15 protein-coding genes are annotated in these 20,609 nt (G+C 64.7%); 7 read left to right on the top strand and 8 right to left on the bottom strand.

Annotation, left to right across the window (positions count from 1 at the left end):
- Nucleotides 1-231 precede the first annotated feature (231 nt).
- Nucleotides 232-2,646: a TonB-dependent receptor plug domain-containing protein gene (locus tag KSS94_RS04665; protein ID WP_217841877.1), complete on the top strand. Its 2,415-nt coding sequence runs from the start codon at nt 232-234 to the stop codon at nt 2,644-2,646.
- 175 nt (nt 2,647-2,821) lie between these two features.
- Here the strand turns inward: KSS94_RS04665 and KSS94_RS04660 are convergent, their stop codons facing one another.
- Nucleotides 2,822-4,216 carry a PhoH family protein gene (locus KSS94_RS04660; protein WP_217841876.1) on the bottom strand — a complete coding sequence of 465 codons (1,395 nt, stop codon included), beginning with the start codon at nt 4,214-4,216 and terminating at the stop codon, nt 2,822-2,824.
- A gap of 408 nt (nt 4,217-4,624) precedes the next feature.
- Complete coding sequence (locus KSS94_RS04655) at nt 4,625-5,743, bottom strand: polysaccharide deacetylase family protein (RefSeq protein WP_217841875.1); 1,119 nt, start codon at nt 5,741-5,743, stop codon at nt 4,625-4,627.
- 138 nt (nt 5,744-5,881) lie between these two features.
- Here KSS94_RS04655 and yaaA point away from each other — a divergent pair, with 138 nt between their 5' ends.
- Nucleotides 5,882-6,661, top strand: a complete 780-nt coding sequence (gene yaaA, locus KSS94_RS04650; protein WP_217841874.1) for a peroxide stress protein YaaA — start codon at nt 5,882-5,884, stop codon at nt 6,659-6,661.
- Between the two features lie 162 nt (nt 6,662-6,823).
- On the opposite strand, the gene KSS94_RS04645 is transcribed toward yaaA, so the two are convergent.
- From KSS94_RS04645 to KSS94_RS04620, 6 genes are all read right to left on the bottom strand, one after another.
- A complete protein-coding gene (locus KSS94_RS04645) occupies nt 6,824-8,044 on the bottom strand; it encodes an efflux RND transporter periplasmic adaptor subunit (RefSeq protein WP_217841873.1) in 1,221 nt (406 codons plus the stop codon).
- Nucleotides 8,037-9,497, bottom strand: a complete 1,461-nt coding sequence (locus tag KSS94_RS04640; RefSeq protein ID WP_217841872.1) for a TolC family protein — start codon at nt 9,495-9,497, stop codon at nt 8,037-8,039. The genes KSS94_RS04645 and KSS94_RS04640 overlap by 8 nt, the downstream gene beginning before the upstream one ends.
- A complete protein-coding gene (locus KSS94_RS04635) occupies nt 9,490-10,674 on the bottom strand; it encodes an ABC transporter permease (protein WP_217841871.1) in 1,185 nt (394 codons plus the stop codon). Before KSS94_RS04635 ends, KSS94_RS04640 begins: the two co-directional genes overlap by 8 nt.
- The gene (locus tag KSS94_RS04630; protein ID WP_217841870.1) at nt 10,658-11,332 is read right to left on the bottom strand and encodes an ABC transporter ATP-binding protein; all 675 of its coding nucleotides are present in this window, start codon (nt 11,330-11,332) and stop codon (nt 10,658-10,660) included. Before KSS94_RS04630 ends, KSS94_RS04635 begins: the two co-directional genes overlap by 17 nt.
- Entirely contained in the window at nt 11,332-12,114 is a 783-nt protein-coding gene (locus tag KSS94_RS04625; RefSeq protein ID WP_217841869.1) for a hypothetical protein, read from the bottom strand. The genes KSS94_RS04630 and KSS94_RS04625 overlap by 1 nt, the downstream gene beginning before the upstream one ends.
- Nucleotides 12,115-12,194: 80 nt before the next feature.
- Nucleotides 12,195-12,638 carry a cupredoxin domain-containing protein gene (locus KSS94_RS04620; protein WP_217841868.1) on the bottom strand — a complete coding sequence of 148 codons (444 nt, stop codon included), beginning with the start codon at nt 12,636-12,638 and terminating at the stop codon, nt 12,195-12,197.
- Between the two features lie 897 nt (nt 12,639-13,535).
- Here KSS94_RS04620 and KSS94_RS04615 point away from each other — a divergent pair.
- The 5 genes from KSS94_RS04615 (at nt 13,536) to KSS94_RS04595 (ending at nt 20,592) form a co-directional block, all read left to right on the top strand.
- Complete coding sequence (locus KSS94_RS04615) at nt 13,536-14,852, top strand: nucleotide sugar dehydrogenase (RefSeq protein WP_217841867.1); 1,317 nt, start codon at nt 13,536-13,538, stop codon at nt 14,850-14,852.
- Between the two features lie 71 nt (nt 14,853-14,923).
- Complete coding sequence (locus tag KSS94_RS04610; RefSeq protein ID WP_217841866.1) at nt 14,924-16,405, top strand: glycosyltransferase family 2 protein; 1,482 nt, start codon at nt 14,924-14,926, stop codon at nt 16,403-16,405.
- A 36-nt stretch (nt 16,406-16,441) separates the two neighbouring features.
- Entirely contained in the window at nt 16,442-17,608 is a 1,167-nt protein-coding gene (locus KSS94_RS04605) for an alginate biosynthesis protein Alg44 (RefSeq protein WP_217841865.1), read from the top strand.
- Nucleotides 17,609-17,620: 12 nt separating this feature from the next.
- Complete coding sequence (gene algK / locus KSS94_RS04600; RefSeq protein WP_225935842.1) at nt 17,621-19,117, top strand: alginate biosynthesis TPR repeat lipoprotein AlgK; 1,497 nt, start codon at nt 17,621-17,623, stop codon at nt 19,115-19,117.
- On the top strand, nt 19,114-20,592 hold the full coding sequence (locus KSS94_RS04595; RefSeq protein WP_217841863.1) for an alginate export family protein: 1,479 nt from the start codon (nt 19,114-19,116) through the stop codon (nt 20,590-20,592). The genes algK and KSS94_RS04595 overlap by 4 nt, the downstream gene beginning before the upstream one ends.
- Nucleotides 20,593-20,609 lie beyond the last annotated feature (17 nt).

Below are 20,609 nucleotides of genomic sequence, written 5' to 3'. Positions count from 1 at the left end.
GCGGCGAGCTGCTCGGCAATGTTATCAAATTAAATCATTTTAAAAGAACACTAAATAAACCAAAGTAATAATTAGCTTATGCATAAAAAGACTTTCACACCCGGTTTTTATCGCATTAATTTCTCTACCACACCCAACAGGTTGATGACAGGACTGACCTGACCACCCCTCCCCTATCAAGCTGCACCCACACAACGGGCCAGTGCCAGGATCAACGGATACTTCCAGCACATGCCAGCGATTACCCCTTCTGCGCGCTCGATGCTCGCCAGCACCCTGCTGCTCTCAGCGCTCCCCGCCGCGGCTGATGCAGCCACCCAAGACCCGACCCTGGGCACCGTCACGGTGATTTCCACCGGCCTGCGCGGCCAGGAACGTACCGTAGCCGACAGCCCCGCCCCCATCGATGTGATCAACAGCGAACAATTGCTCAGGACTGGCCGCGCCGAGCTATCCGAGGCCATCTCCAAGCTGCTGCCATCGTTCAACTTCGGCACCAATATCGCCGGCTACAACTCGGTCACCCGGCCGCTGAGCAACCGCAGCCTGGGCCCGGCCTACACGCTGGTGCTGGTGAACGGCAAACGCCGGCACAACGGCGCTACCGGCCAGCGCGGCTCGATCGACAACAGCGGCGCCAATGCCGTGGACATCGACCTGATCCCGGTCAGTGCGGTAGACCACATCGAAGTGCTCAAGGACAGCGCCGCCGCCCAGTACGGCTCGGACGCGGTGGCCGGGGTGATCAACATCATCCTGCGCTCGGACAACGCCGGCGGCCACGTCGAAAGCAGCTACGGCAAACTGTTCTCGGGCCAGGGCGAAACCATCAAGCTCGCCGGCGACCAGGGTTTTGCACTTGGCGACGGCGGTTTTGTGCACCTGTCTGCCGATGCCCGCAAGCGTGGCAGCGCCTCCTGGAACAACAAGGCCGACAGCAGCGTGCGGGCCTTCCAGGACCCGGCCAAGGAAGCGGCCTGGGACCGCGAGGCAATCAAGAACGGCGACCCCGAGCTCAAGGCGTTCAACCTCGCCTACAACGCCGAGCTGCCGCTGGACGGGCTGACCCTGTATTCGTTTTCCACCTATGGCGAGCGCGACGCCGAAGCCGCCAACTACTTTCGCCTGCCCACCGGCACCGCCGCCGTCCCCGAAGTGTTCCCGGACGGCTACTACCCGCTGAACAACATCAAGGACCGCGACTACCAGTTGCTGTTTGGCGGCAAGGGCCAGGCGGCGGACTGGAACTGGGACCTGAGCACCACCTACGGGCGCAACAACGTGCACCACTCCAGCGACCTGAACATCAACCCGTCGCTGGGCACCGCCTCGCCGACCCGCTTCGACAACCTGGCCACCTTCCGCTTCGAGCAGTGGACCAACAACCTGGACATCACCCGCCACTACGACAGCCTGTTCGACCTGACCACCCCGGTACAGGTATCGGCAGGCCTGGAACACCGCTGGGAGCGCTTCAGCACCTTTGCCGGCGACCCCGAGGCCTACATCACCGGCACCTACCCGGCAGCCTCCGGCGCACAGGCAGCCGTGACCATTCGCCCCGAAGACGAGGTCAGCCTGATCCGCAACAACTACGCCGGCTACCTGGACCTGGCCTTCGACCTCACCGAGCGCTGGTTCCTCGACGTGGCCGGCCGTGTGGAGCACTACGACGACGACTCGGGCAACACCTTCGGCCTCAAGCTCAACTCGCGCTACGAGCTGACCGACAGCGTGGCGGTGCGCGGTACCATCGGCACCGGCTTTCGCGCGCCCTCCCTGACCCAGATCGGCTACACCGTGGCCGACAACCGCGTGGCCACCGACGTCAACGGCAACGTGGTGCCCGCCGTGACCCGCCTCACCCCGTCCGGCAGCGCGCTGGCCAAGGCCCTGGGCGGCGACGACCTGAAACCGGAAAAATCCCGCAACCTGGGCCTGGGCCTGACCTGGCAACCGGCGCCGCGCACCAGCCTCACCGCAGACGCCTACCTGATCGACATCGATGACCGCATCGCCCTCACCACCAACATCTATGACCAGGGCAATGGCGTGATCAACGGCATCCTGGCGGCGCAGGGGGTAGCACCGGGTACCTGGGTCAACTACTACACCAATGCCTTCGATACCCGCACCCGCGGCCTCGATATCGTCGCCGACCACACCAGCTTGCTCGGTGCCTGGGGCGAGGTCCGCTGGAACCTGGCCTTCAACTGGAACAAGACCACCATCGAAGGTACCCGTGACACGCCGGCAGCCCTGGCAGGCTCCGGGGTCAACCTGGTGGGCCGCGACCGTGAGGGCGACCTGACCGACGCTACGCCAAAAACCAAGTGGATCGTTGGCGCCAACTGGAAGCTGGCAGACCTTGCCGTGAACCTGCAAACCACCCGTTACGGCTCGGTCAAGACCCTGGCGGTGAACCCCAGCGGCGACCGCAGCTTCGGCGCGAAATGGATCACTGATCTGGATGTGAGCTACAGCTTCGGCGAACACCTGACCGCAAGCATTGGCGGCACCAACATCTTCAACGAGCGCCCGGATGACCACGCGGTGTACAGCGCCCTGGGCCTGGCGCCTTATGGCAACCCGCCGTTCTATCCGGGTGGGGGTTACTGGTACACCAAGCTTGCTTATGACTTCTGAGCAGGCAGATTGGGGCTGCGTTGCAGCCCTTCGCGGGTAAACCCGCTCCCACAGGTTAGGCGCTCACCTCAAGGCATGCGCCGTCCCTGTGGGAGCGGGTATACCCGCGAAGGGCCGCAACGCGGCCCCAGTTGGCTCAGGCCAAGCCGGGCGCAACCCGCCCGGCCTGGAAGGTTTACAGGTGCGACTCGGCGTACTCGGCCAGTACCGAGCGCGGTACACCCTGCAGGGTGATGTGCACGCCGTGGGGGAAGTCCTTGAAGCGCTCGGTGAGGTAGGTCAGGCCCGAGCTGGTCGCGGACAGGTAGGGGGTGTCGATCTGCGCCAGGTTGCCCAGGCAGACCACCTTCGAACCACTGCCGGCACGGGTGATGATGGTTTTCATCTGGTGCGGGGTGAGGTTCTGGCACTCGTCGATCAGGATCAGGCTCTGCTGGAAGCTGCGCCCGCGGATGTAGTTCAGCGACTTGAACTGCAGCGGTACGCGCTCGAGGATGTATTCGACGCTGCCATGGGTGCTTTCGTCATCCATGTGCAAGGCTTCGAGGTTGTCGGTGATGGCGCCCAGCCAGGGTTCCATCTTCTCTGCCTCGGTGCCCGGCAGGAAGCCGATCTCCTGGTCCAGCCCCTGCACGCTGCGGGTGGCGATGATGCGGCGGTAGCGTTTGCTGACCATGGTCTGCTCGATGGCTGCGGCCAGCGCCAGGATGGTCTTGCCGGAGCCGGCAGCGCCGGTCAGGTTGACCAGGTGGATATCCGGGTCGAGCAGGGCGAACAGCGCCAGGCTCTGGTGGATGTCGCGCGGTTTCAGGCCCCAGGCCTCCTGGTGCAGCAGCGGCTCCTGGTGCAGGTCGAGCAGCAGCAGCTCGTTTTCGCGGATGCCCTTGATCCAGCCGACGAAGCCCTGCTCGTCGATGATGAACTCGTTGATGTGTACCGCCGGCAGCGCCTCGAGCAGTTGCACGCGGTGCCAGGTGCGGCCGCGCTCCTGGCGGGTGTCGACCTTGCTGACCCGGTCCCAGAAGGAGCCGGTGACCGAGTGGTAGCCCTTGGACAGTAACGAGACGTCGTCGACCAGCTGGTCGGTGCTGTAGTCCTCGGCGGCGATGCCGCAGGCGCGCGCCTTCAGGCGCATGTTGATGTCCTTGGTGACCAGGATCACGTCCAGGTCGGCGCGCTTGCTGCGCAGGTCCAGCAACTGGTTGATGATGATGTTGTCGGCGAGGTTTTCCGGGAGCACGCGGTTGGGTTCGTTGCGCGTGCTCATGAGGATGGACAGAAAGCCCTTGGGCCCGCTTTTGCCACGCTGGATCGGCACACCGCGTTCGACATCGCTGGGCGAGGCATCACCCAAGGTCTGGTCGATCAGGCGGATGGCCTGGCGGCATTCAGCGGCGATGGTGTGCTTGCCGGTCTTGAGCTTGTCGAGTTCCTCCAGCACCGTCATCGGTATGGCGACGTGGTGCTCCTCGAAGTTGAGCAGGGCGTTGGGGTCGTGAATCAGGACGTTGGTATCGAGCACATACAGGATTGGCTTGCTGGAGGAAGGGTTGCGTCCTTGGTCATCCATACTCGGTCACCTTATGTGGTAGCGACACGGCGCGAACTGCTGCGCCGCAGAGTGACCGCCGATCTCCCCGTATCCGCGTCGTTACGGGCGGGGAGCGCACCTGACAGGAGGGCCTGGATGACGCCACCTGTGCTGCAGGGTTCGGCTGTCTGGTTTCTTCATACCGCAAAAACCATGACCGGAAAAAGTCTTTTTACGCTTGGGTGAAGTTTATTTTTCCAATTGACGAACAGGGGTTGGCGGGGGGGCCGGGCGGGACTAAAGTCAAAGATCAAGTGAGCCTGTCATGGCCTCATCGCCGGCAAGCCGGCTCCTACATGAGTTGCATCAATTGTGGGCCTGCGCTGTACCTGTAGGAGCCGGCATGCCGGCGATGAGGCCGGAACAGACTGCACAAACCAGTTGCCCCTACTCCCTCAAACCGTACGCCTGGCAATCCTCCCAACCAATCCCACTCTGCGCCGTGTGCTGCAACAGCCACTCCAGCGCCGGCTGCGCCTTGGGCAGGCTGTCGCGGAACTGGATCACCCCCTTGCGCCACAACAGCATCAGGGTCATCACCCGCTGCGCCGAAGCCTCGGCGCTCAACGGCCCGTCATCCTGGGCGTCGATATCCCACAGCGACACCCGCAACTGCTGGCTGGCCATGAAGCTTTCGCCATCGCTGCGCCGCTGCCCGTAGGGCGGGCGGAACAGCGGCACGTACTGCTCGGGCAGGTCGGCCTGCACCTGCGCCTGGCTGCGCCGCAACGAATCCTGCCAACCCTGCCACTGGGCGTGGGAGCGGTACTCCCAGCCCTGAATACCCACGCATTGCCCGGCATACAGGCTGGCCACCGGCCCCGCATCGCGGCGCTGCTTGAAGCGGTTGCCAAGCACGAAGAAGATGCCCTCGAGCTTCTGCCGGCGCAGGTAGTCGGTGAGCGCGTCGGTGCTGCTGCCTTCGGGGCCCGGGCCACCGACGAAGGTCAGCAGGAACATGCGGTCGTTCAGCTCCTCGCCATTGCGCTCGCGGCTGGAGAGTTTGTCCACCTCGCTGCTGGTCTGCGGGAACACCGCCGCCTTGCGCAGCTGTTCATCCAGGTAGCGGCTGTGGAACTGGTGGCTGGGCTCGACCCAGCCGGTATAGAAGGTGCCAACATCAGTGGCGAAGGTTGCCGCCTGCATGCGCAAGTCGGCCATCGACGCCACCGGGTAGCAGAACGAGGCATCCTGCCCGCAACTGCGCTGGGCCTGCTGGTAGCTGGTCCACAACCGCTGCCACAGGCGCGCGCGCACCGCGCGCACCACCGGCAGGTTGACCTGCCTGAGCCCCAGGCGCGTGGCCAGGGCCTGCTCATCGAGCATCTCGCTTTCGTGCAGCACCCGGGCGAACGACAGGATCTCGGCGCGCGAGGCCACATCGAACAGCGCCGGGCTGTCCAGCTGCTCGGGCCACAGGTTGCGGTCGAGGCTGACGAAGTCCGCCGGGGCGGCCTGCACGCCAAGGCTGAGCAGCCCGGCCAGCAAGGCAGTAGCGATACGCACGATGGGCAATCTCCCTGATGAAGGCATGGCGCGCACTATAGCGCGCCGCGCCCTGATGTTCGGTGTCTATCGTCGCCATAGTTTGGCGAAGCCCGGCCAGCCCCGTAGAATCAGCCGACGATTACAGGAGCCGAACCGATGCTGACGGTGATTTCCCCCGCCAAGACCCTCGACTACGACACCCCGCCGGTCACCCAACGTCACACCCTGCCGCAGTACCTGGACGATTCTCAAGAGCTGATCGTGCAGCTGCGCGAGCTTTCGCCAGCGCAAATCGCCGAGCTGATGCACCTGTCGGACAAGCTCGCCGGCCTGAACGCCGCGCGCTTTGGCAGTTGGACCCCGGATTTCACCCCGGCCAATGCCAAGCAGGCGCTGCTGGCGTTCAAGGGCGACGTGTACACCGGGCTGGACGCCGAAACCCTGAATGAAGACGACTTCAGCTACGCCCAGGAGCACCTGCGCATGCTCTCCGGCCTGTACGGCCTGCTGCGCCCGCTGGACCTGATGCAGCCCTACCGCCTGGAGATGGGCACCAAGCTGGCCAACGCCCGCGGCAAGGATTTGTACGCCTTCTGGGGCACGCGCATCAGCGAGTGGCTGAACCAGGCCCTGGCCGAGCAAGGTGACGACGTGCTGCTGAACCTGGCCAGCAACGAGTATTTCAGCGCGGTGAAAAAGAGCGCGCTCAAAGCGCGGGTGATCAACGTCGACTTCAAGGACTGGAAGAACGGCCAGTACAAGATCATCAGCTTCTACGCCAAGAAGGCCCGCGGCATGATGAGCCGCTTCGTCATCGAGCAGCGCATCAACGACCCCGAGCAGCTCAAGGCCTTCGACGTGCAGGGCTACTACTACAGCGCCGAGCAGTCCAAGCCGGACCACCTGGTGTTTTTGCGCGATCACGCCGAAGACTGACCCGCCGCAGGCCCGCGACCGGGCGCAATCCCTGTAGGAGCCGGCTTGCCGGCGATAGGGCCAGCAGCCACAACACTGGGCTGTGCTTTTATTTGCAGGCCCGGCCTCATCGCCGGCAAGCCGGCTCCTACAGGTATCGTGCCCGGCTGCCGGCACAGTTTTTCACGGCAGCAGCACCTCCCCTGCCGCCAGCCCCTCGACCTGTACCCCTTGCACCACTGCCTGCCCGACCACCACCGGCACTTGCTGCCCGGCATGCCCGGCGTCTGCCCGGTACACCACATAATGCCGGCCAGCCGAGTCGGTGCGCAGGGCTTCTTCGGGCACCGCAATGCCCTGCTCGCTGCGATACAGCACAACCGCCACCTGCACACGCATACCCAGCCTCACCCCCAAGGCCAGCGGCTCTGGCTGCGCGGCAAGGCGCACCAGCACATCGAACCAGGCGCCCTGCCCTTCGCCCTCCCTGGCCTGCAAACCCAGCGACACCACCTCACCCTGCAGCACCTGCCCGGCGAACCCATCGCCGGTGACCTCGACCGGCATGCCCTCGCGCACCTTGGCCAGGTCGCCCTGCTCCAGCGCTGCTGAAACCTGCAAGCGGCCCAGCTCGACCAACCCGAGCAATGGCATGCCCTGGCTGGCGAGCTGACCCGTTTCCACCACCCCCTGACGATCCTGCGCCTCACTGGCCGGGCGGGTCACCAGCCCGGTAAACGGCGCTTTGAGCACACGCTGGTCGCGCAGTGCCGCCAGCCCGTCGTAGCGCGCCTGGGCATTGCCAAGCTCCATCCGGGCGATGGCCAGGTAATCACCCGCGCCCCGCGCCAAGGTCTGCTGCAATTCGTCTTCGGCACTGACCCGCTCAAGGCGCTGGGCGCTGACTTGCTGGCTCAGGGTGTCCAGCTCCTGACGCGCGACAATGCCGCGCCCGAACAAACGCCGGGTATCCTCCAGCGCCGCCTCGCTGTGCTGCAGCGCACGCCTGGCCACGGTCAGCGCACGTTGTGCCCGGGCCACCTCCGGCCCGTCCGCCCACCCCTGCAACTCGCGCAGCGCACGGCTGGCCTTTAGCCGCTGGGCATCCGCCTCGCGCAACTGGATGTCCAACTGCGTGGTGTCCAGCTCCAGCAGAGGCTGGCCCTTGACCACCTGCTGCCCCTCCTGCACCAGCAGCGCCTGAACCGAGCCCTGGAAAGGTGCAGCCAAGGTGACCTGCTGCGCGGGCTGAATACGCCCCAGCAGCCCCAGCCGACGCTCGAGCACCTGCGGCTCTGCGCGCACCCAGCGCCCCTGCTCGGCAAGCTCGCCAGCGCCCTGCCAGGGGCGCCACGCCAGCAGCGCAACCACGGCCAACGCCGCCACCAACCCCAACCTAGTCATTGAGCGCCACATCCCAGCTGTTCAGCGTGGTACCAAGAACCAAGTCGAGCGCAGCCTGGGCATTCAGGTAGGCAATCAGGGCGTCCAGCTGAACGCTCTGGGCATCACGCAAATCGCCCTCGAAACTCAGCACCTGAAAATTGCTGGAACGCCCCAGCGCAAGCTTTTCCTGTTCGATTTCCAACTTGCGCCGGGACAGTTCAAGCGCACGCCCGGCGATCTCCTGCTGGCGCCAGCGCACGTCGATATCACGCACCGCATCGGCGACCTGGCGTTGCAGCTGCTGGCGGCTTTCGGCCATGCGCTCCTGCTGGCTGGCCAGCGAAACCTCAGCGCGCACCAACGCTTGCCGGCGGCTGAGGTCGCCAATGGGGATCTCCAGTTCCAGCCCCACATACTGCTCCCAGTCACGGCGGCTGCCGGGGCGCTCACGGGCCTGGCTCGCGCCGGCCAGCAGCGACAGGTCCCAACGCTGCTCGTCACGCGCCAGGTGCACACCAATACGGGCCTGCTGCTCTGCAATCAGTTGCATCAGGTAACCGGGCTGCAGCGCTTCGGCCTGCAACAGGGCCTGGCCGGCATCCACCTGCAGGCGCTGCACCTGCGGCAGCTCGGTTGCCTGCAAGGGCGTGGCCAGGTCCAGCGCCAAGGCCTGCAGCAAGGCCAGCCGGCTAGCGTGCAGGTGGTTGCGGCTGCCCTCCAGGGCAAGCTCCTGGCTGGCCACCTGGGCCTGGGCCTGAACGATGTCGAAGGCCGGCATGCGCCCGGCAGCGATCAGCGCGTGGTTCACTTCGACCAATTGGTTGGCGCGCAGCAGGGCGTCGCTGGCGATGCGCAGTTGTTCCTGGGCACGCAGCAGCTCACGGTACAGGCCGATGGTGTGGGTGATGGTCTGCGCCACCGTATCCTTGAGCGCCAGGCGGTTGGCCTGCTCGCTCAACTGCGCCTGGCGCAAGGGCGCGCTGGCGACCTCGCGGCCCGCCCCGCGCAGCAACGGCTGAATGACCATCAGGTTGGCCCCATCGCGATAGCGCGGGCCAGCCGCATTGGCGCGGGTATGCCCGTAGGCCCAATCAAGGCTCACCCGCGTGCCATAGGGGGTCAGCAGGCTGGCCGTCGGCGCAAGGTCGGCCTGGCGGTAGCGGTCGGCGTGGTTGCGATTGCCCAGGTAGCGCGCCTTGAGCGTCAGTTGCGGGGCAAAACGGTCATGGGCCACGCGCAAGTCGAACTTCTGCGCAATGCGTTCAAGGTAAACGCTGCGTATCGCCCGGTTGTCACGTAACGCCAGGGCCACGGCATCGGCCAGGGCCAGCTCTATCTGCGGCGCCTGCGCCGCCGCGTAGGCCCGGGCCGATACCGCGCCCGCCTGGCTCGGCTGCGACGGTGCCAGGCTTTGCCCGGCAACGGCGGGCATACCGAACAGCAGCAACAGCAGCCCGCGCAGGTCAATCATCGCGCAGCGCCACCACAGGCTCCAGGCGCGCGGCCGACAACGCCGGCTGCAACCCGAAGAACACCCCGCAACCCAAGGCGCTCGTCACCCCCAGGGGTATCGACCAGGGGTCGAGGCGCAGCAGCCAGCCGCTGGCAGCGGTAAAGGCCCAGGCTGCCAGCAGGCCGGCCAGCGCACCGAGCAAGGCACCCGCAACCGCCAGCAACGCGGCTTCGAGCAGGAACAGCCAGGCGATATCCACAGGCCGTGCGCCCAGCGCCATGCGCACACCGATTTCGCGGCGGCGCTCACTGACATTCATCAGCATCACGTTCATCACCCCGACCCCGCCCACCAGCAGGGCAATCGCCCCGAGCCCGGCGAGCAGGCCGGTGAACAGCCGGGCCTGGCGCGCCATGCCGTCGAGCAACTGCTGCGCCAGCAGTACTTCCACCGTCACCGCCGGCAACTGCCCTTGCAGAAACACCTGCAGCACCCTTGCCGCCTCGGGCACGTGCGCGCCGTCGCCCGCCAACGCCAGTACCACGCTGGGCTGGGCCGAAGCCGACAATCGTCGAAGGCCCGGTAGCGGCATCAGCAGCGCATCGTCCACGGCTACCGGCACCATCGGGTTATAGCCCTGTGGCGCCAGCACGCCGACCACCTCGAACAGGTAGCGCCCCAACTGCAAGCGGCCACCCGCCGCGGCCCCCAACTGCTGCGCAAGGCCCGCGCCCAGCAGCACGTGGGTGCTGTCGGCATCCCGGGCTGCCAGCAGCCGCCCCTGCTGCACCTGCAAACCCAGCACCCCGGCCAGGGCTGGCGTGCTGCCGACCACCATTACCGACTGGCGGGCGCTGGTGCTACGCGCGTCGCTAACCGCCATGGCCATCGGCGCCAGGCCGCGCAAAGCAGCCGGCAGCGCCTGCAGGTCCAGCACGGCGGCCACGCGGCTTGCACTGTCTTCGACCGGGATGAGGTTGGCCACCATCAACTCGCTGCCCATGCCCTGAAACAGTTGCTGCGCATGCATGGCCGCGCTGTGCCCGACATTGAGCAGCGCCACCACCGCAGCACAGCCCACCGCGATTCCCAGCACCGCCAGCCACGCCCGGCGCCCTAGCTGGCGCAGGCTGGCCACGCTCTCGCCCAGGCGCATCTGCAACCCGGGGCCATAGTGCTCAGGCGGCCCGCACATCGCTCACCTGCCCGCCGCACACCTGGAGGCAGCGCTGCATATGGCTGGCCATGCCAGGGTCGTGGGTGACCATCACAAGAGTGAGCCCACGCTCGCGGTTGAGCGCCTTGAGCAACAGCAGAATGTCGGCGGCGGTGGTGCTGTCCAGGTTACCGGTCGGCTCGTCAGCCAACAGCAGGCGCGGCTCGGTCACCAGCGCCCGGGCGATGGCCACCCGCTGGCGCTGGCCACCGGACAACTGCGCCGGGTAATGCAGCCTGCGCGCCTGCAACCCCACCGCCGCCAGCTGCAGCTCAGCCGCCCGGCGCGCCGCGTGCAGGCCGATACCCCGGTAGCTCAAGGGCAGCGCGACGTTGTCCAGCGCCGTCAGCCGCGCCAGCAAGTTGAAGCTCTGGAACACGAAGCCCAGGCTGCGGTTACGCATGATCGCCCGTTGCGCCGCACTGGCCCGGGTCATGTCATGGCCATCGACCAGCAGCCGGCCACTGCACGGCTGGTCGAGCAGCCCGATCAGGTTCAGCAAGGTGCTCTTGCCCGACCCGGACGGCCCGACGATCGCGCAGGTTTGGCCAACGGGGATGGATAACGACACCTGGTCGAGAATCGCCTGGCCGCCGAGGTGGCGGGTGATGCCTTGAAGGACGATGCCTGCGCTCATCAGCCCAACTCTCCGGACGGTGAACTGTCCGGTGGCTGGGGCCGCTGCGAATCCCCCGATTCACCGCCCGGTGCCCACTGCTCGGCCAGCATGGCAAAGAGCGATGCGATGAACGCTGGGCTATCAGCCTCGGCGCCACTCGCCTGCAGGCTCAGGTTCATTTCATAGTTGAGCGGCAGTTGCGCCTCTTCGATTGCTGGCAGCGATTTGTAATAGGACAGAATCTGCGAGATGCCTTGGTCAATACTCCCGGTACGCTGCCGTTCCTTCTCTATGTCATGGACCACAGACTGGGTCCACTTGCCATGCCGGGCACCCAGTTCTGCGGATGCTGCGCGGCGCTCATTCACAGTGAAATCACCACTTTCATCGTAGGTAATCAAACTCAGTTGTTCATGTGAAAGGCTGGCAAACGGGTTGCTGCCTTTGCCGTTTGCAAAATCTGTAGCCTGCTGCGCCCGCAATAACAGTTCAGGGTCATCGGTAGCTGGCCGGTAAGCATCATGGCTCGACTTGGCCAGTAGGTAACTTCCACCCGACAACTTCTCCAAAACATCCCTGGCCAGCGCGGCAAGCTCATTTCGTGTCAGGTTTGCATCACGTTGCGCAGCGCGTCCGGCAGCAGCGTTCAATTGCTTGGCCAGGCTGGAAAGCTCAGGCCCCTCCTGCTCACCCTGCAACGCCTCGTTTGCTTTTGTATCAAGGCTGCCGGCTACTCGTTGCACACCTGAAGGCGAGGAAACACCGGGGGTTAATCCATTACTTCGAATGTTTTCTAGCACTTTTGTTCTCCTGAGCTTCACCCCCAAACTGCGCTGCCCCCCGCGAGGAACAGCGCAGTTGAGTGACGGGCGAAAAGCCTTTATTTCATGGTGAATTCAACAGCCCATGAGTAATCCGCACTGGTTCGGGTGATGGTGGCGGTACAGGTCGCACCACCGCTTGGGGTTGCAGTCTTGGTCCACTGGGGTTGCTTGATTCCTCCAGGCAACGTGCGCATCAGGTAGGTAGTTCCGAATGCGCAAGTCTTGCCGCCGCTGGCGTAACGCAACTGAGCCCCATTCACATCAGGGCTGACAATCCGCTGCACGTCGAATGTCACGAAATCATTCGGCCGTACCGTACGGGCCGGTTGAGGCTTGGCAATTTGATAGGTACTGGTTTCATTGGCAGTGACCAGCTTGAGTTCAGCGTTCTGGCTACCCAGGTTCTTGAATGTCACCGTCACTGGCGGGCCAGCCTGAGCCAAGCCAGCGACAAGCAACGAGGCCACGGCAAAAACGCCCTTCGACATCACTTTTTTCATCGATCCATCCCTCTCAACATCCCTTTTTGTATGAGCCCAGGCGCTACAGCTGCGCGCCTGCCCACTATTTTTTTGAGAAGCGCACCGGGAGGCCCCATTGGCCTGCCAGCGGTGGGTCCTTTCGAGCACCTGCCCGCACCAAAACAGTGCAAATATGCGTGCAGTACCCGGCACAACCACCGCCAAAACTAGCCAATTTAATGGCGTCAAGAAACAAACATTGCGTTCCTTATTTCCGATCGCCATAAGACCGTTCGTACAAAAATTGACGGTTTTTGAAAAAAATTTTTACATGCTGGCACATGAGCATCCCGCTTCGTTTTCGCCCTTTATAACCGGGGGTGAAACTAAGCAGTGCCATCAAAGTGCGAGCATTTATCACTGAAAAAATATTTAGAAATCTTTCATCCGCGCGGAACCCAGCCAGGAACTTCTGCTACGACCAATGGCTCATAGCACCCGTAACGAGTTTCAAGCGTGCAACGTGAGAAATGACTTACAGATGACAACAAGCGGGTATCCACTACCCGCACGGAAACCCAGGCAGGCGCAACGGGTAATACCCAAAAGCCCTGCCAATCATGGAGAGACGCGCCCCCTTAAAATCGTCCTAGTGGTTGATTTCAAAAGATTTTTTAATTTGAAAGAACAAGCACAGCAGTTCGCGAAGTGCGTTCTGCAATAAAGACGGCTGCATTTCAGGGCACGCCTTTTTAATACTGGCCTTTGACTGCCAACTTTGAGCGCATACATTTTTGCGCTCCGGATTTATTCATGCCTGCGCTCGGTGAAGTGTGCTCTCGCCATGGCACCGTGCGCCCGAAAACTGCTGGTCAATCAACCCGGTCGGCTCTTGCGAGCAAGGGCTGGCGTGATTAAACACACGAGGTGAATGCGATGCGTATCAGCATCTTTGGTTTGGGTTATGTGGGTGCAGTCTGTGCAGGTTGCCTGTCGGCACGGGGCCATGAGGTGATTGGTGTGGACGTGTCCCGCACCAAGATCGACCTGATCAACCAGGGCAAGTCGCCCATCGTCGAACCGGGCCTTGAAGAGCTGCTGCAGCAAGGCCTGGCCAATGGCCGCCTGCGTGGCACCACCGACTTCGCCGAAGCCATCCGCGCCAGCGACGTGTCGATGATCTGCGTGGGCACCCCAAGCAAGAAAAACGGCGACCTGGGCCTTGAGTACATCGAGTCGGTGTGCCGCGAAATCGGCTACGTACTGCGCGACACCACCCGCCGCCACACCATCGTGGTGCGCAGCACCGTGCTGCCGGGCACCGTCAAGAACGTGGTCATCCCGATCCTCGAAGACTGCTCGGGCAAGAAGGCCGGCGTCGACTTCGGCGTGGCGGTGAACCCCGAGTTCCTGCGTGAAAGCACCGCGATCAAGGACTACGACCACCCACCGATGACCGTCATCGGCGAACTGGACAGCGCCAGCGGCGACGTGCTGCAGGCCCTGTACGAAGAACTCGACGCCCCGGTGATCCGCAAGCCGATCGAAGTGGCCGAGATGATCAAGTACACCTGCAACGTGTGGCACGCCACCAAGGTGACCTTCGCCAACGAGATCGGCAACATCGCCAAGGCCGTTGGCGTGGATGGCCGCGACGTGATGGACGTGGTCTGCCAGGACAAGGTGCTCAACCTGTCGCAGTACTACATGCGCCCGGGCTTTGCCTTCGGCGGCTCGTGCCTGCCCAAGGACGTGCGCGCCCTCACCTACCGCGCCTCGAGCCTGGACGTGAAAGCGCCGCTGCTCGACTCGCTGATGCGCAGCAACGAGTCGCAGGTGCAAAACGCCTTCGACATCATCGAAAGCCACGACAAGCGCAAGGTCGCGCTGCTGGGCCTGTCGTTCAAGGCCGGCACCGACGACCTGCGCGAAAGCCCGCTGGTGGAGCTGGCCGAGCGCCTGATCGGCAAGGGCTACGAGCTGAACATCTACGACCAGAACGTCGAGTACGCCCGGGTGCATGGCGCCAACAAGGAGTACATCGAGTCGAAGATCCCGCACGTTTCCTCGTTGCTCAACGCCAACTTCGAGCAGGTGGTAGGCGACGCCGACATCATCGTGCTCGGCAACCGTGACGAGAAATTCCGCGCCCTCGCCCAACAGGCACCGGCCGGCAAGCAGGTGATCGACCTGGTTGGCTTCATGAGCAAGCCGACCTGCACCACCAGCCGCACCGAAGGCATCTGCTGGTAAACCCGCACGGGCGGCGCGTCCCTCCCCAGCGCGCCGCCCTGCCTACCCCGAATTCTCGACGGATGCCGAACATGCAAAGGTTCCAGACAGTGCTGCTGCAGTGCGCCGGATGGCTGGTCTACATGAGCCTGCTCATGCTGATCGCCCTGGCCCTGCCCAGCGATATCTTCGACTCGCAGTCGAAGCACTTCATCTTCCTGGTCGGCGCTGTCGGCATCTGGCGCTACTCCATGGGCGCCACCCATTTCATCCGCGGCATGATCTTCCTGTACATCGTCTACCCCTACCTGCGGCGCAAGGTGCGCAAGCTGGGCAAGGCCGCAGACCCGTCCCACGTGTACCTGATGGTCACCAGCTTTCGCATCGAGGCGCTGACCACCGCCCAGGTGTACAGCTCGGTGATCCGCGAGGCCATCGACTGCGGCTACCCCACCACCGTGGTGTGCTCGCTGGTGGAGATGAGCGACGAGCTGCTGATCAAGAGCCTGTGGGCCAAGTACAACCCGCCCGAGCACGTCACCCTGGACTTCGTGCGCATTGCCGGTACCGGCAAGCGCGATGGCCTGGCCTATGGCTTCCGGGCGATCTCGCGGATGATGCCCGACGACCACGCCGTGGTGGCGGTGATCGACGGCGACACCGTGCTCGCCGAAGGCGTGGTACGCAAGACCGTGCCGTGGTTCAAGCTCTACCCCAACGTCGGTGGCCTGACCACCAACGAGTTCTGCGAAGTGCGCGGCGGCTACATCATGAGCGAGTGGCACAAGCTGCGCTTCGCCCAGCGCCACATCAACATGTGCTCGATGGCCCTGTCCAAGCGCGTGCTGACCATGACCGGGCGCATGTCGATGTTCCGCGCAAGCGTGGTCACCGACCCCGAGTTCATCGCCGACGTCGAGAGCGACTCGCTGATGCACTGGCGCCTGGGCCGCTTCAAGTTCCTCACCGGTGACGACAAGTCCAGTTGGTTCAGCCTGATGCGCCTGGGCTACGACACCTTCTACGTGCCCGATGCCGCCATCAACACCGTGGAGCACCCGCCCGAGAAGAGCTTCATCAAGGCCAGCCGCAAGCTGATGTACCGCTGGTACGGCAACAACCTGCGGCAGAACTCCCGCGCCCTGGGCCTGGGCCTCAAGCGCCTGGGGCTGTTCACCAGCATCGTGCTGCTCGACCAGCGCGTGTCGATGTGGACCAGCCTGCTCGGCCTGACCGTGGCAGTGATCGCCAGCTTCAAGTTCGGCCTGCAGTTCCTGCTGGTGTACCTGCTGTGGATCGGCATCACCCGCCTGATCCTCACCATCATGCTGCTGTGCTCGGGCCACAACGTCGGCCCCGCCTACCCGCTGATTCTCTATTACAACCAGATCGTCGGCGCGGTGATGAAGATCTACGTGTTCTTCCGCCTCGACAAGCAGTCCTGGACCCGCCAGCCCACTGCCCTCAAGCGTGACCTTGCCAGCTTTCAACAATGGTTCAACACCTGGTCCTCGCGGACCATGACCTTCTCGGCCGCGAGCATCTTCGTCGCCGTGCTGTTCATGGTCGTGTGAGCCCACCCCGGATCGGATAACAGGAACGAAATCACCATGAATACCGCCGTGAACGTCAATGTCGTGCATGAGTCCGAAGCGCAGCGCCAGCACGCCCGGGTGCGTATCCCCGCCAAGCTGCGCTACCGCGACGCCAACAACGACCCGCAGGAAGTGAAGGTCGATGACCTGTCTGCCGGCGGCCTGTCGTTCCACGCCAAAGGCGCCCTGCCGGTGGACGAGGTGATGCGCGGCCGCCTGCAGTTCGTGGTCGACAACCTCGGCCTGTCGATGGATGTGGAGTTTCTGGTGCGTACCAGCAACCCGCAAACCGGGCGTACCGGTGCCGAGTTCCAGAACCTCGAACCACGCGACATCGCCACCCTGCGCCACATCATCACCACCCACTTGTCCGGTGAGCTGATCAGCGTCGGCGATGTGCTCAGCACCCTGCAACGCGACAACTTCACCAAGGCGCGCAAGCAGCGCGACGGTGGCTCGGGCCTGTCGGCATTCGGCCGCCTGCGCGCCGTCACCGTCACCGCCGGGGTGTTCGCGGTCGGCCTGGTGGCCTTCGGCTTCGTCGCCAAGTCGCTGTACGGCCTGTACTTCGTCAGCCACGCCGAAGCCGGCGTGGTGGCGGTACCTGCCACCAGCGTCACCATGCCCCGCGACGGCAGCGTGCAAAGCCTGGTGCAAAGTGGTACGGCTGTGGCCAAGGGCGCGCCGCTGGCGACCTTCAACACCAGCATGCTGGACTTGCTCAAGGGCCACCTGGACGACTCGCAGCTGGAACCGGCCAAGGTCGAGGAACTGTTCGGCAAGCAGCTCTCCGGCACCCTGACCAGCCCGTGCGACTGCGTGGTTTCGCGCCAACTGGTAGATGACGGCCAGTACGCCAGCAAAGGCCAGCCGGTGTTCACCCTGGTACCGCGCACCAGCATCCCCACCGTCGAGGCGCGCTTCAGCTACCGCCAGTTCGACGAAGTGAAGCCCGGCACCCGGGTCAACTTCCAGATCGCCGGCGAAAACGACGTGCGCACCGGCCGCATCGTCGGCAGCGAAAGCCTGGACACCGACAACCTGGCCTCCGACATCCGCGTGCAGATCAAGCCTGACGAAAGCCTGCCGGCAGAGCTGGCCGGGCGCCCGGCCTCGGTCAACAGCGACCGTGGCCCGTCGCTGAACTGGCTGATCGACAAGGCCGTGGCCCGCGGGCTGTAAGAGGACCTCGTGATGAACCGCATGCAAACAAGAAGTCACGTGGGAGCGAGCTTGCCTCGCGATAGCGGCGGCACAGCCCATACCAATCGCGGGGCAAGCCCGCTCCCACGGGCGGTATCGTTGCTGGCCCTGGCCATCACCCTGGCCGGCTGTGCCGGCCTGCCCGACCAGCGCCTGGCCAACGAAGCGCTCAAGCGCGGCGACACCGCCACCGCCGAGCAGAACTACAAGGCCCTGGCCGACCTGGGCTACAGCGACGCGCAAGTGGGCCTGGCCGATATCAAGGTGGCCACCCGCGACCCGGCCAAGCTCAAGGAGGCCGAGGCCACCTACCGCGACGCCGCCGCCACCTCGCCACGCGCCCAGGCACGCCTTGGCCGCCTGCTGGTGGCCAAGCCCGACAGCACCCAGGCCGAGCGCGAAGAAGCCGAAACCCTGCTCAAGCTCGCCGCCCAGCGCGGCGAAGGCAACACCCTGATCCCGCTGGCGATGCTCTACCTGCAGTACCCGCAGAGCTTCCCCAAGGTCAACGCCCAGCAGCAGATCGATACATGGCGCGCCGCCGGCAACCCCGAGGCGGGCCTGGCCCAGGTACTGCTGTACCGCACCCAGGGCACCTACGACCAGCACCTGGGCGAGGTGGAAAACATCTGCAAGGCCGCCCTCGCCAGCACCGACATCTGCTACGTGGAACTGGCCACCGTCTACCAGAAGCGCGCCCAGCCCGACCAGCAGGCCGCCCTGCTCAAGCAGCTGGAGTCGGCCTATGCCCGTGGCACTGTCCCCGCCAGCCGGGTCGACAGCGTGGCCCGTGTGCTCGCCGACCGCAGCCTTGGCCAGACCGACGAAAAAACCGCAAAAGACTTGCTGGAAAAAGTCGCCCCGGCCAACCCGGCCTCGTGGGTGACCCTCGCCCAGTTGCTGTATGACTTCCCCGAGCTGGGCGACACCGACCAGCTGATGGCCTACATCGACAAGGGCCGCGCAGCCGAACAACCGCGCGCCGAGCTGCTGCTCGGCCGCCTGTACTACGAAGGCCGCACCGTGCCGGCTGACGCGCCGAAAGCCGAGCAGCACCTGCAAGCCGCGGCTGACGCCGGCGAAATCAGCGCCGACTACTACCTCGGCCAGCTGTACCGCCGTGGCTACCTGGGCGACGTGGCACCGCAAAAAGCCGTCGACCACCTGCTGGCCGCTGCCCGTGGCGGGCAGAACAGCGCCGACTACGCCCTCGCCCAGCTGTTCAGCGAAGGCCACGGCATTCGCCCGGCGCCGACCAACGCCTGGGTGTTCGCCCAGCTGTCCCAGGCCAACCCCACGCCGCAGTCCACCGAGCTTGCCCAGCAACTCGACCAGCAACTGAGCCCTGAGCAACGCAGCCAGGCCCAGCAGTTGCTGGCGCAGGAACAGAAGGCCCGCGCCAGCCTGTTCCAGGGCGCCAACAGCACCCTGGCCCTCGAGGCCCTGCAAGACGACGAAAAAGCAGTAGACGCCGAGGACTCGCTATGACGCTCAATCCCTTCGTGAAAGCCGGCATCGGCCTGAGCTTCGCCCTGCTGTGGTCGATGCCGACCCTGGCCGCCGAGACCGCGCAGAAGAACTTCGGCCTGGACGTGAAAATCACCGGCCAGTCCGAAGACGACCGCGACCTGGGTACCCGCTCCGGCGGCGACGTCAACGGCCTGGGCCTGGACCTGCGCCCCTGGGTGTACGGCGAGCGCGGCAACTGGAGCGCCTACGCCATGGGCCAGGCGGTTACCGCCACCGACACCATCGAAACCGACACCCTGCGCCAGAACGACGACGGCACCAGCACCGACACCGCCGACGACGGGCGCAAGCAGGATAAAAGCTACCTGGCCATGCGCGAGTTCTGGGTCGGCTACAGCGGCCTGACCGCCTACCCCGGCGAGCAGTTGCGCTTCGGCCGCCAGCGCCTGCGCAGCGACGACGGCATGTGGCGCGACACCAACATCGAGGCGCTGAACTGGACCTTCGACACCACCCTGCTCAAGGCCGACCTGGGCGTGGCCCAGCGCTTCAGCGAATACCGCACCGACCTCACCGAGCTGGCCCCGGAAGACAAGGACCGCACGCACATCTACGGCAACGTCGCCACGCAGTGGACACCGGGCCACTGGGTTGGCCTGCGCGCCCACCACACCCATGACAGCGGCAGCCTGAAAAGCCCCGGCGAAACCGTCGACTCACTGGACAAGACCCGCACCGGCGACCTCACCTGGCTGGGCCTGGAAGCCAACAGCGACGCCTACAACTGGCGCAACGACCATACCGTCAACTACTGGGGCAGCGTCACCTGGCTGACCGGCGACCGCGACACCCTCAGCACCAGCACCGTGGGCAACGACCAGGTGGCCACCGGCAAGCAGAGCGGCGACGTCAACGCCTGGGCCACCGACCTTGGCATTCGCCTGCGCCTCGACCCGCAGTGGCAGGTGGGCGCGGCCTACGCCCGCGGCAGCGGCGGCGGCGGTGATGACGGCTCGAACAACTTCGAGCAGACCGGCCTTGAGAGCAACCGCTCCAACTTCACCGGTACCCGCTCGCGGGTGCACCGCTTCGGCGAGGCCTTCCGCGGCGAGCTGGGCAACCTGCAGGCGGCCACCCTGTTCGCCAGCTGGCAGCTGCGCGAGGACTACGACGCAAGCTTCATCTACCACAAGTTCTGGCGCGTGGACGGCAAGCAGAACATCGGCTCCAGCGGTATCAACGCGGTGGTCGACGACGGCGGCGTGAACCGCCCGCTGATCAACGGCGAAAAAGACCTCGGCCAGGAAATGGACGTGGTGGTGACCAAGTACTTCAAGCAAGGCCTGCTGCCAGCCTCCATGAGCCAGGCGATCGACGAGCCATCGGCGCTGGTGCGCCTGCGCGCCGGTGTGTTCAAGCCGGGCGATGCCTACGGCAAAGAAGCCGACTCGTACATGCACCGCGCCTTCGTCGACGTGATCTGGCGCTTCTGAGGCCGGGAGAGGACCCT

The organism is Pseudomonas fakonensis (genome assembly GCF_019139895.1).
GTDB lineage: Bacteria > Pseudomonadota > Gammaproteobacteria > Pseudomonadales > Pseudomonadaceae > Aquipseudomonas > Aquipseudomonas fakonensis.
This window is presented reverse-complemented; position numbering and strand designations above follow the sequence as displayed.